The following is a 14,644-nucleotide window of genomic DNA, read 5'->3' as shown; positions in this document are numbered from 1 at the left end:
CGGTGGGCGGAGCCGCGTACGGACGAGCTGCGGGGCCGGTCAGGGTGATCCTGTCCGGCCCCGCTGTCGTCGGGTCAGCCGTCCTGCTTTGCGTCCTTCCAGCGCTTGGTCAGTTCGTCCTTCCAGCCCTTGGGCTGGGGCCACGGGACGCCCCAGGCGGCGAGTTGGTCACGCTTCCAGCCGCCGGCGGGCGTGCGAGCGGCTTCGATCTCTTCAGGCGACGGCAGTTCATCAGGCATGTTTGGTGAACGAGCGGCGCGCAGTAGTTGTCCACCGAACCCGGTGCGGAAGCGCGAGAGGTCAGCTGTCTTCCCCAGTTGGACCCAATCCTTGGGCAGGGGGTAGTCGCGTTCGTCGGGGGTTCAGTTCCGACAGGAGCGAAGAACACCTGAGGGCGCTGTCACGTTGGCTGGCTGAGTGGGATGATCTTCGGGTTGATCATGCTGGAGAGGGTTGTCCGTGGGGGACGTGTCGCCGTCGTTCAGGGGCCATCGGTACCCGGTCGAGGTGATCTCGCACTGTGTGTGGCTGTACTTCCGGTTTCCGCTGTCCTTCCGTGAGGTGGAGGAGCTGATGCTCGAGCGCGGTGTCGGCGTCTCGCATGAGACGGTCCGCCGCTGGTGTGCCAAGTCCGGGCAGTGCTACGCCGGCGCGCTGCGCCGCCGGCAGCCCCGGCCCGGCGACAAGTGGCATCTGGACGAGGTCTTCATCAAGATCAACGGTGAGCGGAAGTACCTGTGGCGGGCCATGGATCAGGATGGCAATGTCCTGGACATCCTCGTGCAGAACCGCCAGGACACTGCCGCGGCCCGGTGGTTCTTCCGCAGACTGCTGAAGACGACCCGCACAGCGCCCCGGGTGGTCGCCACTGACAAGCTGCGCTCCCACGGCGCGGCTCACCGCGAGGTCATGCCCTCGGTGGAGCACCGCTCGCACAAGGGCCTGAACAACCGGGCGGAGAACAGTCACCAGCCCACCAGGCAGCGTGAACAGGCGATGAAGGGCTTTTGCTCCGTAGGTGGGGCCCAACGGTTCCTGTCCGCGTTCAGCGGGATCTCGCCCCACTTCCGACCCCGCCGCCACCTGATGACCGCACACGACTACCGCGCCGAAATCCGCCACCGCTACGCCATCTGGGACCAGATCACCGGCGCTGTCGGCCGGCCCACCACGGCCTGAACACAGGCCCGGACCGGAGGCCCACCATGCCCCGACGCCCCGTCAGGCACGCACACACCCAACAACGTGACAGCGCCTCTCGATGTCTTTGTCCCGATCGCTCATCGGCAGCAGGCGCAGGAGCGCGAAGGTGTTGATCACGGCGAGGTAGGTCAGGCGCAGCAGCACGACAGATCATGATGCCGCCCGGCACCTGTCCCGTGAAGATCGCGGGACGAGCAGCGGGTGCCGCCCAGAGATCGGCGCTCAAGACTGCCACCTGCACGGATGATTTATCGGCACCCGCAGTGGCGAAGGCCGCCTCGGCTTTGTCCGGGGCGGCCTTCCGCATGTGCTCGTGCTCAGAGGACGTAGACGTAGTCCTCGCGCCCCGAGCTCACCAGGTGGGTGCTGTTCGGGTACAGGAGAACCGCGACCCACGTGCCGTCCTTCGAGGCCGTGAAGCCCTTGCTGAAGGTGCCGTCCGAGCGGGTGTAGGTGTTGCCCATGTCGTACCAGGTGCTGGAGCCCTTGGGGCGGAAGAGGATCTTCACCTTCTGGTCGGCGTAGGCCTTCCAGGCGCCCGAAGTGTACTGCTGGAGCTTGCCCTTGTAGGTGATCGTGCGGCCCTTGCGGACCGGCTCGGGCGAGGCATTGCCGTCGGTGATCCGGGTCGGGGTGCGCTTGGCGTACACGACCGCGCTGTACGACTCCTGGAAGTCGCGGCTGCCCTTGAAGTGCGCCCGGTAGTAGCCCTTGTAGGGCGCGTCGAACGTGCCCTTGAACGGTGCGCCGGTTTCGGGGTCGCCGCTGCCCGGCGTGACCGTCTTCACGGTCTTCCAGCCGGTCCTGCCGTCGGCCGAGTACTGGAGTTCGACCTTGTTGACCGCGTTCGAGGGCATCTGCTTTCCGGTGTTCAGCAGGCCCTTGGCGGTGAGTTCGGAGTATTTGTTCAAGGTCGCCGTGAAGCCGGTGATGGACGTCTTGTTCGCGACGTACACGTGGACTGCCTGGAAGCCGCTGTACCCCAGGTACGTCCCGGTGCGCACCTGCACCTCGACACGTCCCGACCTCGGTACGGTCAGGTTTCCGGTGAAGCGGCCGTCGGCGGCCGTGACGGTCCGTGAGGCGACGCCGGGTCCTCCGTCGCCGTTGTCCCACACCTCGTCGACGACGGCTCCGGCCAGTGGCCTCCACGCCCCGCCGACGTACACCTCGGCCCTGCCGGAGACCGTGGCCGGCTGACCGGCCTTCACGTACACGTCGGTGGCGTCCAGGGTCATGCGCGTCTGCGACTGCACGGCCCTGACCTCGACGCTCTGCTTGGCCCTGGACTGGTACCAGGGCTCGTCCAGCCGCAGCCAGGCGTTGACGTTGGCGATGGACGGGTCGTCCACGGTGTAGGTGGCGGTGAAACGGCCGTCGGCGCCGGTCGTGGTCGTCTTGTCGGCCTCGTTGGAAATCTCGAGGTCCACCTGCTTGCCCGCTGCCGGTGTCGTCTCGCCGGTGCGCGGGTCGGTGACCGTGAAGCCGCCCGTGACGGTGACGTCCTGGTGCTCGTAGTCAGGGTTCTGCGGTGTGGCCTGAAGGTCGGTCAGGTTCGCCTCGAGTTCGTACTCGTAGGTGCCCTGGGCCGTGGTGGTGTCCCCGTCGGCGTCGGTCAGGTCGACCATGACACGGTAGACGCCGAGGTCGGCGAGGCGCAGCGGGGTGCTGGTCCGCCATGAGCCCTGCTGGTCGGTGCCCGAGGCGCGGGTGAAGTCGCTGACCTCGGCGACCTCCGGGTCGCCGGCGGCGGAGTCCGGCGCGTACAGGTGCGCCGTGATGGAGGTGATGGCGCTGTCGGACGAGGCGTACACCGAGACCAGGCCGGAAGCCGGCGTGCCGTCACTGCCTGCGCCGTACAGCACGGGTGCCACCGCGGCATGCGCGGCCGGCACCGGGCCCAGCAGGACGCCTGCCGCCACAAAAGCGCAGGCGAGTGCCAGGGATCGTTTTCTCACATGAAGTCCCCCCACGAGACTGTGAAGAGCGTGGATCGCTCGGGAGCGAAGCGCATTGTACGCAGGGGCGTACGGCGAAGGCCCTCTGACCATCCCCCACACCCGTGGTGCACAAGGGCATGGCCGCGGACCTCGCCGACCTGGTCGACGCCGACGGGGTGCTGCCGGCCATCGAGCCGGGCGTGCGGTTCGAAGCCGATGATCTGGGGCGGTGGCTGGAGAGGCAGGCGAACGGCGCTGTCACGTTGTTGGGCGCGAGTACCTCGTCCAGGTGCCACTTGTCCCCGGGGCGGGGCCGACGGCGGCGCAGCGCGTTGGCGTAGTCCTGCCCGAACTTGGCGCACCACCGCCGGACGGTTTCGTGGGAGACGGCGACACCACGCTGGAGCATCAGCTCCTCAACCTCACGGAAACTGAGCGGGAACCGGAAGTACAGCCACACGCAGTGCGAGATCACCTCGACCGGGTATCGGTACCCCTTCTACGACGGCGGTGTACCCACCACGGACGGCTCCCCCCAACGTGATCAACCCGAAGATCACCCCACGAGCCAGCCAACGTGACAGCGCCCTTCGATCCGAGGATGATGCCAATCAGCCCGCCAGCAGCTGCGCCGAGCCACGGACCGAGGTAGGCGAGAGAGGGGACATCGACGTTCCAAACGCGGACGGTTGTGATGATCAGACTGAGCAGAACCGATTGCGCGATCAGATAGATCAAGATCTTTCGCCGTGCGCTCCAGGCTCGCATGTGCTCTACGAAGTTCTGCCTCATCAAACACCCCTGACCGTCGGAACGACGTGGACGATGGTAGAGCTCGGAGAGCACAGGAAGCGCGTCCCTGTCCCGATCCGCCGAGTTCGAGGGCAGCCATTCAGCCGCAACAAGTCAGCGCGCGCGGGTTCCTCGGTTCGGGCTCGGGTGCTGGCGAGACGGTAGGCAAGAACCCCGACGCCTCCCGAACTCGTCGACATCACCAATCCGTAGAACGAGGCGCCTCCCAAACCCATCGACAAGTGCCTTCACAACTACAACTGCTCGACAAAGCCAGTTCCGGGAGGAACGCGGAGGGCGTACCTTCCCGAATGATCCTGTGATGGTCACCGAGTAGGCCCGCGTTGCAGCGCTGCTCAGCGTAGTCACCGACGACGGCTCCACCCAGTCCGGCTCCCTGATCGACGAGATCGTCCGCGCGGGCGCCCGTTTCGAGGTGGCCAGCTGGTCGAACGCACCGAGACCACCGCGGCCTGAGGAGAATGCCACGATGACCGTCTTCGACATCTACGGCACGAACACCTACACGGCCAGGGAGCTGACCATCCTGCTCGCCGACCAACTCGCAGCGGCCTTCGCCGAACGCGAGAGTGACTACCTCGGCGTCTACTTCCTCGCTACCCTCGCCGACACGACCCGCATCCAGGTCCAGCCGAACGCCATTCCCGGAGACCACGGCGAAGACGATCTCTACGAGGACGAGTACCCCGACGTGTCGGTACTTCTCCTCGTCACCTCACCGGCTGCCGCCGAGCCCCTCAACGACGAGCTTTCAGCGGTCGAAGGACTCACCCGGCTCAGATCATCCCGAAGCTGAGCAACCTCTGATCCACAGGTATTGACGATTGCTCTACGGGCTTTACAGTCACAACCCCGCCTCTTGGGGCGACTCAGCAGAATCGAGCGAGCGATGCTGGGACTGCCGTCAGCTACTACCGTCAACGCCCCCGCAGCGGCTCGCTGCGGGGGCGTTCTGGCTGGTGGGCGCGGACGGTTTCGAACCGCCGACATCTGCTTTGTAAGCTTGGGTCTTCTGGCGACAGCCGCTGCGTTGACCTGCGGCGGAGTGACGTTGGAGCCCTGGCCGCACCTGCTGCCAGTCCTTGCTGTTCCCCGTGGTTCCCCGCACGATCTGGCACGCGAATGGCACGGCGCTGCGTCGGCCGGGGTAGGCGATGCCAGGACCCGACTCACCAAGAGCCGGCCTGCCACTGATCCCCTCCGCTACGGACGCCCACATCTGGGCCCGTCCGATCTGCCTGCGAAAGCTCTCACACCCCCGCGTTTACCTGGTTCTTACATTTCGTATAGCGTGCGCGCGTTCGATACCCCTGCAAGCTCCAGGAAGTCCGCAGATGAGCGCTCCGACGCCCCCCGCCGCCCCGCAAGACCCGCAGTTCCCCCAGGTCCCGGGGGCGCCCATACCCGGGGCCGCGCCGACGGCTGCAGCACCCGCCAAGGAGAGCAAGCTGAAGAAGGTTCTCAGTATTGTCGTCCTGATCGTCGTCGCGGTGGTGGTGAAGCTCGGTATCGGCTACCTCTTCGACTCCCCGGTACGCGCCGAGGCCAGGGACTGCGTCAAGGTCACCGGCTCTGAGAGCAACCCCGACGTGGAGACCAAGGGCTGCGACGACAAGGACGCCAACTACAAGGTCCTCAAGGTCGTCGAGAACACCTTCGACATCAACTCGTGCACTGTCGGCGAGGCCGCGCTTGCGCAGGAGTGGGACGACGACAAGTTCGTCCTCTGCCTGGACCCCCTGAAGAAGTAAGACCCCTCGGCAGGTGACTCAAGCCGCCGAGCTGAGAGCGCGAGCTCAAGTCTCGACACCCGTTTCAACGAAGAGCGAGACGACCGCGACCATCTCCGGTTCGACCCTGCCCTGGCGGGCGCGCCGCCGCGGCCCTCGCCGCCGGTGCGGGCACGGTACTTCCGGTCCGTCGGCGCGCGGCCCGACGCTGACGGCCGAACCCTGCTGAAGTGATGCGGGCCGCCAGGCACCTGCTCGACAGGCCGACAGCGGCCTGCTCCACCCGAGGGACGGTCAGGCCATCCGGGTAACACCCGGCTGGACTGCGACGGAGCCCGGCACGCTGATTTCCACCGACTTCGAACAGCCGGTGGACATCAAGGCCCTGGCGACGTCGTCGATACCGACAAACTCAGCAATTGCCCCCATCCGTTAGGCTGCGCGAGCCCCGACGACGACAGCGCCGATAGCCGCCCCCGCCCCGAGAGCGAAGCGACACCATGAACGACTGCGTCCCCGATGACATAGCGGGCCTCGCCACGGCCGAGGGCCTCGGCGAGCACCGCGGCACGGTCCTGCCGAAACGGCAGAGCGCGCTGATGATCTGCAACTTTGTCTTCTTGATCGTCATCGGGCTGTTCTGCTTCGTGCTGCCCGGGATCTGGTTCATCTGGATGACGATGCAGACCCCCAACTTCTCCCGCAAGGCCGCCGCTCGGCGGCTGTACTTCTTCGAGCACGGGCTGATCGAGACCGACCGCAAGGGGCAACCGGTCGCGTTCCGCTGGGACTCGATGATGGTGCTGCAAGAGATCACCGAGTCGTACGTCAATGGCATCTACGTCGGCACGGGATACCGGTACACCCTGCACAAGGGGGACGGCACGGTCCGGAAGGTCACCAACTTCTACGCCGAGCCTGAGCGGTGGGGGCCGTTCATCCAGCAGCAGATCGCCGGAGCACAGCTGCCGGGCATGCTCCGGATGCTGGAGGAGGGTCAGCAGTTCACTTTCGGCGACATCTCCCTCAACCGCGGCGGCGTCGCGACGGCCAAGCGCGGTGCCGTGACCTGGTCGGAGATCGAGGATGTACGCGTCGACAACGGCGTACTGGCGCTGCGGAAGTCCGGCAAGTGGCTCTCCTGGTCAAGCAAGCAGGTGAAGAACATCCCCAACTTCCTCCTCTTCCTCGCCCTGGTGGACCACCTTCGCCGCTCAACGGCCGTCCGCTGACCTCGCCCGGCCCACGGCAGGTGACGTTCCCATACGCCACGTGCCCGGCCGGGGGCCGAGACGCCCGAGAACCTGTCCGGTCAATCATGTGACCACCGATCGCCTGAGTCGTTGGACTGCTGTGGGCCGTGTGTGGGCCAGCAGACCCAAAGGAGGGAGCGAGGCGGCTCCCTAGCCGGGCATACGTGGCGCCGCTGATGTCACAAGGCGTCCATGCTCGGTGGGCCTGCGACGCATTTCCCAGTCTCGTCCACTACATAGATGACGTCACGGGTGCCCACGCCGTCTGCGTCCCCCGCCTTGCCGGGCTCGGGGTCGATGACTGGGCAAACCGACTCCACCCCTCGGACGACAACCTTGTACGTCACAGGCCACGCGCGTTCTTCGGTCCACCCAACGGATGCACCGCCACCCTCGCCCGGCGTTCGGTCAGGATCCCCACCGACCAGAACCCCGCGCTCTCCGCACGGCGGACAACCGACCACGTGGGCATCCCATGCCGACTCATTGACCAACCGCACCGGCAGTCCTTCATCGTCGGAACTGCTGCACCCCGTGGCGGAGATGGCAGCAATGCCTAGCGCGACCAGCAGCGAAATACACGGTCGTTCCATGCTCCGGCAGGACGCAGTGTTGGGACTGCCTGACCTCAAAGGTCGCATGTCTGGACTCCCCGTGATCATGGATCGACCTCGGATCATCGCAGGTCATAGGTGTGATGAGCAACGGCCCAAGACCGCTGACCGGTCTGACTGGGTGTGCGGCCGGTGGGGCGGGGGCGTACGTCAACGCCCCCGTAGCGGCTCGCTGCGGGGGCGTTCTGACTGGTGGGCGCGGACGGTTTCGAACCGCCGACATCTGCTTTGTAAGCCTGGCGCCTACGACAAGACGGTCTTCGCTGGTCATCAGTCGTACTGCGGCGCCCAGCCTGCCAGCACGCGCTGGACCGCCTCATGCCCCGATTGACCGTGAGTGACTGCTCGATCTGGCACGGATCTGGCACGCGTTGCGGTACCGCTCAACTGTCCGCACTATCGATGTCACCCGCTACCAGAGCGCTGGACTCAGCCCGCCACTGCTACGCCCGTCAGGTAGGCGAGGAACACCCCGCCCACCATCCCTTCGCAGATGCCAGCAATCATGCTGCGGCTGGCAACCAACCAGGCAGCGGCCATAGCCATCACCCTCTCTCGCACGCTCTCAGACGCAAGGTCACAGTTTGGGCGAGTAGGGCAATGACAAACGAACGCCACGGACACAAGCAGCACAAGACCCAGCAGTGCCGGGCTCAGCTCAGCGCACAGCGAGTATCGCACTGGAAACGTGCTGGCGCTGCGGTTGCGGGAGTACCGCCCCTCGATGCGAACTATCGGCACGGTGGTCGCTGAGGTCTGCTGGCTGGTCAGTCGGCCGCTGGCGGTCGGTGTGGGCCGGGGACAGTTGCCGTGGTTGCTGTACTTCGCTGCTGTACAGCACGACGCGTTCCCGCTTGCCCGCCCTCCGGTCGTACTCGTGCACAACACGGCCGTGTGCCCAAGTTGTTCAGGGACCCGCTTGCAAGTCGGGTGACGTCGGTTCGATCCGATCACAGATCCTACGGAATCTTCACAGGCTCACCTCCCGCGTGCGAGAGTCCGCCCATGACTGACATAGGCAGACGACGCAAGCTCGGTGCACTCGCTGGCGTATGCATCGCCGGAACCCTGCTGCCCGGCATCACCCTGGGTGCGGAAGACATGGACGTGCCGCTCTCACTCATGGTCGCGGCCCTCGTGGTCATGCTCCTCACCCAGCTCGTCTACGTCGGCCCGTCCGCCCGTGTCCCGGCCCCGGCCCTGCTGGCCTTCGGCCTGGCCGGATTCGTACAGGACTCGCTCATCTGGTGGCTGCTCTCCTGGCTGGGCGGGAAGTTCGCCGAGCTGGAGGTCGAGGGCTTCGGCACGATCCTGCTTGCGGGATTGATCACGCGCGTCTCGATCCTCGCGTTTTCTCTGATCGGGACGGAGCCGACGGCGGACTGACGACCCTGCGAGGCCACCCTGGCCACCCCGCGTTACGGCAAGGGGGCGGCCACTCCCGTACCCCTCAGGCAGCAGCCCGCGCCGCCTTCGCCATCTCTTTCAGGTGGTCCTCATCCGCCTTGCTGAGCGAGGTCTGCCCGAGCTGTCCGCCGTACGTCGCCAGTTCGGGCACCACCTTGTCGGCCGCCGCCTGCTTCACCACTGCTGAGCTGGCGCAAGGCTCTGGAGCACCAGTTTGGAAGACCCCGTACGTGGATGGCCGCTGAGCTGGCAAGGTGCTGAACTACCCGTTGCTCGCTGATTCCCCGTGGTTTCCTGTGTCTCACTGTGGGGTGGTGCCGCGTCGGGCACGTTGCGGGCACGCTCAGCCGTCGGTTTCTTGATCCTCTTGGCTTCGAGGAAGGGTTAGTTGGATCGACCACAGACCCGCGAGGTAGCCGAAGCCGAAAGACAGGCCGTCCCATGGTTGTGACAACGCGTGTTGGAGAACGGTCGTCCCAACACAGATGGACAGGAGTACCAGGATCAGCAACGGGCGCCGCACAATGTGCCTGACTATCGCCATGAACGATGCGCTGAACCGCTTCAGTCCCCCTGGTTTCATGTCTGGGACTGTAGCGACGCCTCCTCGCACTGTCGCCACTTACACCAACCCACCACTCACCCAAGCTCCCATCCCGTCCGCCTTCGACCCACACGTCGTGGAGCGGGCGTGGTTCAGGGCGTCAAGGTGGAGCGCACCACTGTACGAACGACCTTGACGCCCTGGGCCGCGACTGCTCGGCTCTGCCTGGGTCGAAGGTGGTCGGGATGGGAGCCCACGACGCTCGCCACGCTCCGGCGGGCACCCGCGAACGGCGCCCCGACCCATCCCGGAGTCTGAGCGCCTCCGCCGGAGGCATATCCTTGGCCCGCGGCTTGGTTCTCGTCTCATGCCCCCGGGCCTACACAGCGGGCGCGCGTCGGCGGCGGCAGCGCCGAGCGGGCCGAAGGCAGGAGCGCGGGCGCAGCCAGAGCCGGGAAGCGCGCCCGGCGGAGCGGAGCGCAGCCGGGTGCCTTGATGAAGTAGAGAAACTCTCACCGCGCTCGCGTCAGCCGTGCCGGGTCAGGTCGGCCATGTCCTCGATGACTGCCGTGGCACCGGCTCGGTGCAGCCGTTCGGCCTTGCCGGGCTTGTTGGCGTACCCGATCGACATGGCCCCCGCGGCTTGAGCGGCCTGGATGTCGGTCACCGAGTCGCCGATCAGGACGGCATCCTGCGGTGCTACTCCGTGCGCCTCCATCGCGAGCCAGAGCGTGTCTGGTGCCGGCTTCATCTTGCTCAGCCGTATGGCCTCGCGTCCAACCAAGGGCGACGCGTAGCGGTCAAGTCCTCGGCCGGCGAAGTAGCGCTTGAGGGCAGCCGTGCTGTTGTTACTCACGACAGCCAGCAGGTGACCGCCCGCGTGCAACGCTTCTCTTCGGGGTTTACGCCGACGCCTGGTTCAAGGAACGCGACTACGCGGCGACCACCCGCGAACGCAATAGCAGCGCGCTACGCCTCCATATCCTGCCCACCTTCGCGAACGTGGTCCTGAGCGAGATCACGACACCGCAGATCCGTCGCTGGCGCGCCGGCCTCCTGGAGTCCGGTGTCGGTGAGCCGACGGTGGCCAAGGCGTATCAGATCCTCCGGACCATCATGAACACCGCGGTCGACGATGAGCTGATCCAGCGGAACCCCTGCCGCATCAGGGGCGCAGGGGCGGCCAAGACAGCCGAGCGGCCGTTCCTCGATGTCACCGAGGTCTTCCAGCTCGCCAACGCCATGCCGGCGCGCTTTCGGGTGTTCATCCTGCTGGCGGCCTTCACCGGCCTTCGCTTCGGGGAGCTCGCCGCGCTTCAGCGCCATGACGTCGACCTCGAACGGCGAACCGTCGCCGTACGGCGTGCCCTGGCCGAGACCCGGACGGACGGCATCCTGGTCAAGACGCCCAAGAGCGCGGCCGGTGTGCGCACCGTCGCTTTCCCGGCCTCACTGGCGGAGAGCCTGGCCGCTCATCTCTCCGTCTACGCCGAGCCGGGTCGCACCGGGCTGGTCTTCACCGGAGCACGGGGCGGCCAGCTTCGCCGGAACAACTTCCGCCGCCTGTGGCTGCGGGCCCTGAAGGCGACCGGCCTCGGAGACGTCCACTTCCACGATCTGCGTCACACCGGGAACACCCTCGCCGCGACCGGCGGCGCCACGACACGTGAGCTGATGCAGCGGATGGGCCACTCCTCCGTGCGCGCCGCGCTGATCTATCAGCACCTGGTGAACGGCCGTGACCACGCGATCGCCGCCCACGTCGACGAGCAGATCAGGAAGGTCCGGCCGGCCGAGCCCGGCGACGCATCTGGCACGTAACTGGCACGACGCCCCTCCCCCGCTTCCCCGGCTGAGGAACGAACAAGGCCCAGGCTCCCGGTTCAGTACCGGTGACCTGGGCCTTTGTCGTGTTTCCTACTGGTGGGCGCGGACGGTTTCGAACCGCCGACATCTGCTTTGTAAGAGCAGCGCTCTACCCCTGAGCTACGCACCCGTGGATGAAGCAACAGCGTACATGGCACAGGGCCCATGCTCACAAACGGTTGTCCGCATCGACGGGGAGACGGGGGATATCCCCACCCCCCTTACGGTAGCCGCCCGGATTCTCCCCGGGTCGGCTCGCTCTCTACGGTGAATCCACACCGGCGGGACGGCCCGCCGGACCGGATGGGGGATCGATCACCGTGGCACTCCGCACTCATACCCGCGCTCGCACCCGGCGCCGCGCGCTCGTCGCGTCCGGCGGGGCTGTCCTCGTCGCCCTGGCCCTCACCGGTTGTGGCAGCGCGAACGTGGACGACGCGCCGGCCGAGCACAGGTCGTTCGCGCTGAGCGGGAAGACGCTGACCATCGAATCCGGCGGTACGACCGTGGAGCTCGTGCCGGCCGATGTGCGCAAGGTCGAGGTGACCCGGCGCGTCGACGGGTGGGTGGTGCTCGGGGACGGGCCCGAGGCCCGGTGGTCGATGCGGGACGACACGCTCACGCTGCGGGTGAAGTGCGACGCGTTGATCAGTAACTGCGGGTCGCGCCACCAGGTGAAGGTGCCGCGTGGCGTCGCGGTGACGGTCAACGGGGACAACGGGCGGATCCTCGCGTCCGGGTTCGACACTCCTCTCACGCTCCACTCCGACAACGGAATGGTGACCGTGCGTGACTCCAGCGGTCCGTTGAAGCTGAAGAGCGACAACGGGGGCCTCGTCACGGAGCGGGTCTCCAGCAGGTCCGTCTCCGCGCGCTCGGACAACGGGGGGATCCTGCTCGGGTTCAGCGCTGTGCCGGATCTGGTGGACACCGTCAGCGACGACGGCCAGGTGACCATCGATCTGCCGCACGGTCCGGAGGCGTACGCGGTGGCTGCCACCGCGAGCAACGGGCGCGTCTCGGTGAAGGTGCCGCGCAGCGACGGCAGTGCTCATGTGGTGAAGGCGCACAGCGACAACGGTCAGATCACGGTGCGAACGGCGAACTAACCGGCCCGTGTGTTCGTCCTTACCTGGTGGGAGAATGAACCGGGCAGGGCGAAACGGCACGGGAGAGGGATGTGACGGCGACACACGCGCGGCCGCAGGCGAGAGCGGGTGCCATGTCCGCCGTCAGGGACGTCCTGGGGCTGATGCTGCTGCCGGTGCCGTTGCTCGCCGCCACGCTGCCGGCGGCCTTCGCCGGTGGAGGTACGCGGCGCTGGTTCGGCGGCCGTGGGGAGAGCCAGCGTGTCGAGGCGCAGGCGGCGAAGGATGCGGCCGCGGAGGCGTTCTACGAGCTGGATACCGCTCAGCGCGATCTGCAGATCTCGATCGAGACGATCACCGCGGTGGACAGTTCGCCCGCCGCGCGCAAGGTCGTGGACGACTTCGCCGCTCTGGGGCGGCGGATCGACGAGGCGAGCCATGCGTACATCACGGCGGTGGACGCGCACGACCTGGACCGGGACGATCTCGAACCGGCGATCGCGGCGCGTGCCAGGACGGAGCTGACGGGCGCCAAGGACGAGCTCGTACGAGTCAAGGGCGAGCTCGACCGGTTCGCCCAGGGACTCGGTCCGCTCCTGGCCAACGCGGAGACACAGCTCGCCCGGCTCGCGCCCGCCGTGGAGCGGGCCCGGCAGGCGCTGCTCGGTGCAAGCAACGCTCTCGACGCCGTGCGCGCGTCCGGGCTGCGGGCGGACGATCTCGCCGCGCGTCTGGCGGCCCTCGCCCCCGAACTGACCAAGCTCAACCAGGGCGCCGGCCGGCACGGCGTGCAGGAGACGCTGCTCCGCGCCGATCAGGTGCTGCGCGGTGCGGAGGCCATTCGGGCGGAGGCGGCGCGGCTTCCCGAGCGTGCCGCCGAGATCGACCACCGGCTGGTGTCGTTGCGGACCCGTGCCCAGGCGCTGACGACCCGCGCGGGCTCGGTGGAGCCGGTGCTGAGTGAGCTGAGGCGGCGTTTCTCGGCCGCGTGCTGGCAGGATCTCCAGCCGGTTCCGGAGCAGGCGGCGGTCAATGTGCGGCAGGCCGAGGAGAAGCTCAAGGAGGCGGCCGAGGCGCGGGACGAGCAGCGCTGGGCGGACGCGACCTCGCGGCTCTCCACCGTACGGGCCCTGCTGAACGCGACGGACGAGGCGGTGTCCGCGGCCGGTGACCGGCTGCACCGGCTCGACGCCGTGGCCAAGGATCCGCAGCAGGAGATCCAGCGGACCCGGTTCGCGATCCGGGACGCGCAGCGTCTGGCCATGACGGGCCGCAACACGCCCGACCCGCGCCATGCCCGGCCGCTGGACGACGGGGTGGCCCGGCTGGAGCGTGCCGTCGCCGGACTGGAGGGCCGTCACCCCGACTACTGGCACTTTCTGACCGAGATGGAAGCAGTGCGACGGACGGCTGCGCGGGTGGTCTCCGAGATCCGGGAGGAGCGTGGCGCCGGGGGCTGAGCCGAGTTGTCGGGGCCTGGGGCGGGGCGGATCATGGTGGTAGTCCGAAGGAGGCCGCACCACCATGGCCCATATTCATGCTCCGCGTCTCCCGCACCTCCCTCATCACCCGCAGCGAGCGGCGCGAGGTCCGGCAAGACCCGGCAGAATGGCCCGGCTGGACGAGCATCTCCCGGTCGATCACCGGCTCAGCAGCGTCTACCGCGTCGGGGCAGGGCTGATGGGGCTGGTGCTGCTCGCCTTCGGCATCCTGGGGCTCGTCAACAAGATCGGCTTCTTCGACACGGGTGGTGCCACGATCGCGGGCCTGAACACCAACGGCGCGCTCAGCATCCTGTCCATCTGCGTCGGCCTGCTCCTGTTCACCGGAATGGTGATCGGCGGCAACTTCGCCTCGACGCTCAACATGGTCTTCGGTATCGCGTTCATCCTCAGTGGCTTTGTCAATCTGGCGCTGCTCGACACGGACTACAACTTCCTGGCCTTCCACCTGCAGAACGTGCTGTTCAGCTTTGTCGTCGGGCTGATGCTGATGATGTTCGGGATGTACGGGAGGGTCAGTGGCGGGCTCCCGCACGACAACCCGTACTGGCAGGCCCGCCATCCCGAGGAGGCAGCCCAGGAGTTGCGCCGCAGCCGGCGGCAGTCCATGCCGATTGCCCGGTCGTAGGGGCGGCCCCGTCGCGGTGGTGCGCCCTCCCCGTATCGGCCCTGGGTCCTGTTGCC

The 14,644-nt window shown here is 67.2% G+C and carries 15 protein-coding genes, 1 tRNA gene and 2 pseudogenes; 11 read left to right on the top strand and 7 right to left on the bottom strand.

What is annotated here, in order from left to right; genetic code table 11:
• Positions 1 to 74: 74 nt before the first annotated feature.
• Complete coding sequence (locus tag ACIBB8_RS00785; RefSeq protein ID WP_398948226.1) at positions 75 to 239, bottom strand: hypothetical protein; 165 nt, start codon at positions 237 to 239, stop codon at positions 75 to 77.
• A 220-nt stretch (positions 240 to 459) separates the two neighbouring features.
• On the opposite strand from ACIBB8_RS00785, the gene ACIBB8_RS00780 reads away from it, so the two are divergent.
• Positions 460 to 1,179 carry an IS6 family transposase gene (locus ACIBB8_RS00780; RefSeq protein WP_398948225.1) on the top strand — a complete coding sequence of 240 codons (720 nt, stop codon included), beginning with the start codon at positions 460 to 462 and terminating at the stop codon, positions 1,177 to 1,179.
• 42 nt (positions 1,180 to 1,221) lie between these two features.
• Here ACIBB8_RS00780 and ACIBB8_RS00775 read toward each other — a convergent pair whose 3' ends face one another.
• On the bottom strand, positions 1,222 to 1,347 hold the full coding sequence (locus ACIBB8_RS00775) for a hypothetical protein (RefSeq protein ID WP_398948224.1): 126 nt from the start codon (positions 1,345 to 1,347) through the stop codon (positions 1,222 to 1,224).
• 173 nt (positions 1,348 to 1,520) lie between these two features.
• Complete coding sequence (locus tag ACIBB8_RS00770) at positions 1,521 to 3,161, bottom strand: hypothetical protein (RefSeq protein WP_398948734.1); 1,641 nt, start codon at positions 3,159 to 3,161, stop codon at positions 1,521 to 1,523.
• 104 nt (positions 3,162 to 3,265) lie between these two features.
• Between ACIBB8_RS00770 and ACIBB8_RS00765 the strand changes: the two genes are divergently transcribed.
• On the top strand, positions 3,266 to 3,484 hold the full coding sequence (locus ACIBB8_RS00765; protein ID WP_398948733.1) for a hypothetical protein: 219 nt from the start codon (positions 3,266 to 3,268) through the stop codon (positions 3,482 to 3,484).
• On the opposite strand, the pseudogene ACIBB8_RS00760 reads toward ACIBB8_RS00765, so the two are convergent.
• Positions 3,418 to 3,618 (bottom strand): annotated as a pseudogene (locus ACIBB8_RS00760) (IS6 family transposase); the annotation flags it as partial. The gene ACIBB8_RS00765 and the pseudogene ACIBB8_RS00760 sit on opposite strands and share 67 nt — an antisense overlap.
• Positions 3,619 to 4,425: 807 nt before the next feature.
• Between ACIBB8_RS00760 and ACIBB8_RS00755 the strand changes: the two are divergent.
• The 4 genes from ACIBB8_RS00755 to ACIBB8_RS00740 all read left to right on the top strand — a co-directional run bounded on the left by ACIBB8_RS00755 (position 4,426) and on the right by ACIBB8_RS00740 (position 8,939).
• A complete protein-coding gene (locus ACIBB8_RS00755) occupies positions 4,426 to 4,752 on the top strand; it encodes a hypothetical protein (protein WP_398948223.1) in 327 nt (108 codons plus the stop codon).
• A gap of 538 nt (positions 4,753 to 5,290) precedes the next feature.
• The gene (locus ACIBB8_RS00750; protein WP_398948222.1) at positions 5,291 to 5,707 is read left to right on the top strand and encodes a hypothetical protein; all 417 of its coding nucleotides are present in this window, start codon (positions 5,291 to 5,293) and stop codon (positions 5,705 to 5,707) included.
• 479 nt (positions 5,708 to 6,186) lie between these two features.
• On the top strand, positions 6,187 to 6,918 hold the full coding sequence (locus ACIBB8_RS00745; RefSeq protein ID WP_398948221.1) for a DUF6585 family protein: 732 nt from the start codon (positions 6,187 to 6,189) through the stop codon (positions 6,916 to 6,918).
• A gap of 1,640 nt (positions 6,919 to 8,558) precedes the next feature.
• Positions 8,559 to 8,939 (top strand): hypothetical protein, encoded by a 381-nt coding sequence (locus ACIBB8_RS00740; RefSeq protein ID WP_398948220.1) that lies wholly within the window; start codon positions 8,559 to 8,561, stop codon positions 8,937 to 8,939.
• Positions 8,940 to 9,003: 64 nt separating this feature from the next.
• Here the strand turns inward: ACIBB8_RS00740 and ACIBB8_RS00735 are convergent, their stop codons facing one another.
• Positions 9,004 to 9,141, bottom strand: coding sequence for a hypothetical protein (locus ACIBB8_RS00735; RefSeq protein WP_398948219.1), 138 nt, complete (start codon positions 9,139 to 9,141; stop codon positions 9,004 to 9,006).
• Between the two features lie 889 nt (positions 9,142 to 10,030).
• Positions 10,031 to 10,360 carry an HAD family hydrolase gene (locus ACIBB8_RS00730; RefSeq protein WP_398948218.1) on the bottom strand — a complete coding sequence of 110 codons (330 nt, stop codon included), beginning with the start codon at positions 10,358 to 10,360 and terminating at the stop codon, positions 10,031 to 10,033.
• A gap of 50 nt (positions 10,361 to 10,410) precedes the next feature.
• Between ACIBB8_RS00730 and ACIBB8_RS00725 the strand changes: the two are divergent.
• A pseudogene (locus ACIBB8_RS00725) lies at positions 10,411 to 10,650 on the top strand (site-specific integrase); the annotation flags it as partial.
• A complete protein-coding gene (locus ACIBB8_RS00720) occupies positions 10,645 to 11,325 on the top strand; it encodes a tyrosine-type recombinase/integrase (protein WP_398948704.1) in 681 nt (226 codons plus the stop codon). The pseudogene ACIBB8_RS00725 and the gene ACIBB8_RS00720, both read left to right, overlap by 6 nt.
• Positions 11,326 to 11,425: 100 nt before the next feature.
• On the opposite strand, the gene ACIBB8_RS00715 is transcribed toward ACIBB8_RS00720, so the two are convergent.
• A tRNA-Val gene (locus ACIBB8_RS00715) sits at positions 11,426 to 11,500 on the bottom strand.
• A gap of 190 nt (positions 11,501 to 11,690) precedes the next feature.
• Here ACIBB8_RS00715 and ACIBB8_RS00710 point away from each other — a divergent pair.
• The 3 genes from ACIBB8_RS00710 to ACIBB8_RS00700 all read left to right on the top strand — a co-directional run bounded on the left by ACIBB8_RS00710 (position 11,691) and on the right by ACIBB8_RS00700 (position 14,588).
• Positions 11,691 to 12,479, top strand: a complete 789-nt coding sequence (locus ACIBB8_RS00710; protein WP_398948217.1) for a DUF4097 family beta strand repeat-containing protein — start codon at positions 11,691 to 11,693, stop codon at positions 12,477 to 12,479.
• A gap of 71 nt (positions 12,480 to 12,550) precedes the next feature.
• Complete coding sequence (locus ACIBB8_RS00705) at positions 12,551 to 13,918, top strand: hypothetical protein (protein WP_398948216.1); 1,368 nt, start codon at positions 12,551 to 12,553, stop codon at positions 13,916 to 13,918.
• Between the two features lie 148 nt (positions 13,919 to 14,066).
• Positions 14,067 to 14,588, top strand: coding sequence for a DUF4383 domain-containing protein (locus ACIBB8_RS00700; protein ID WP_398948215.1), 522 nt, complete (start codon positions 14,067 to 14,069; stop codon positions 14,586 to 14,588).
• Positions 14,589 to 14,644: the final 56 nt, after the last annotated feature.

It is taken from the genome of Streptomyces sp. NPDC051286, from assembly GCF_044455345.1.
In the GTDB taxonomy this organism is placed as follows: Bacteria; Actinomycetota; Actinomycetes; order Streptomycetales; family Streptomycetaceae; genus Streptomyces.
The sequence above is the reverse complement of the archived record's forward strand: the minus strand, read 5'-3'. Positions and strand labels throughout refer to the sequence as shown.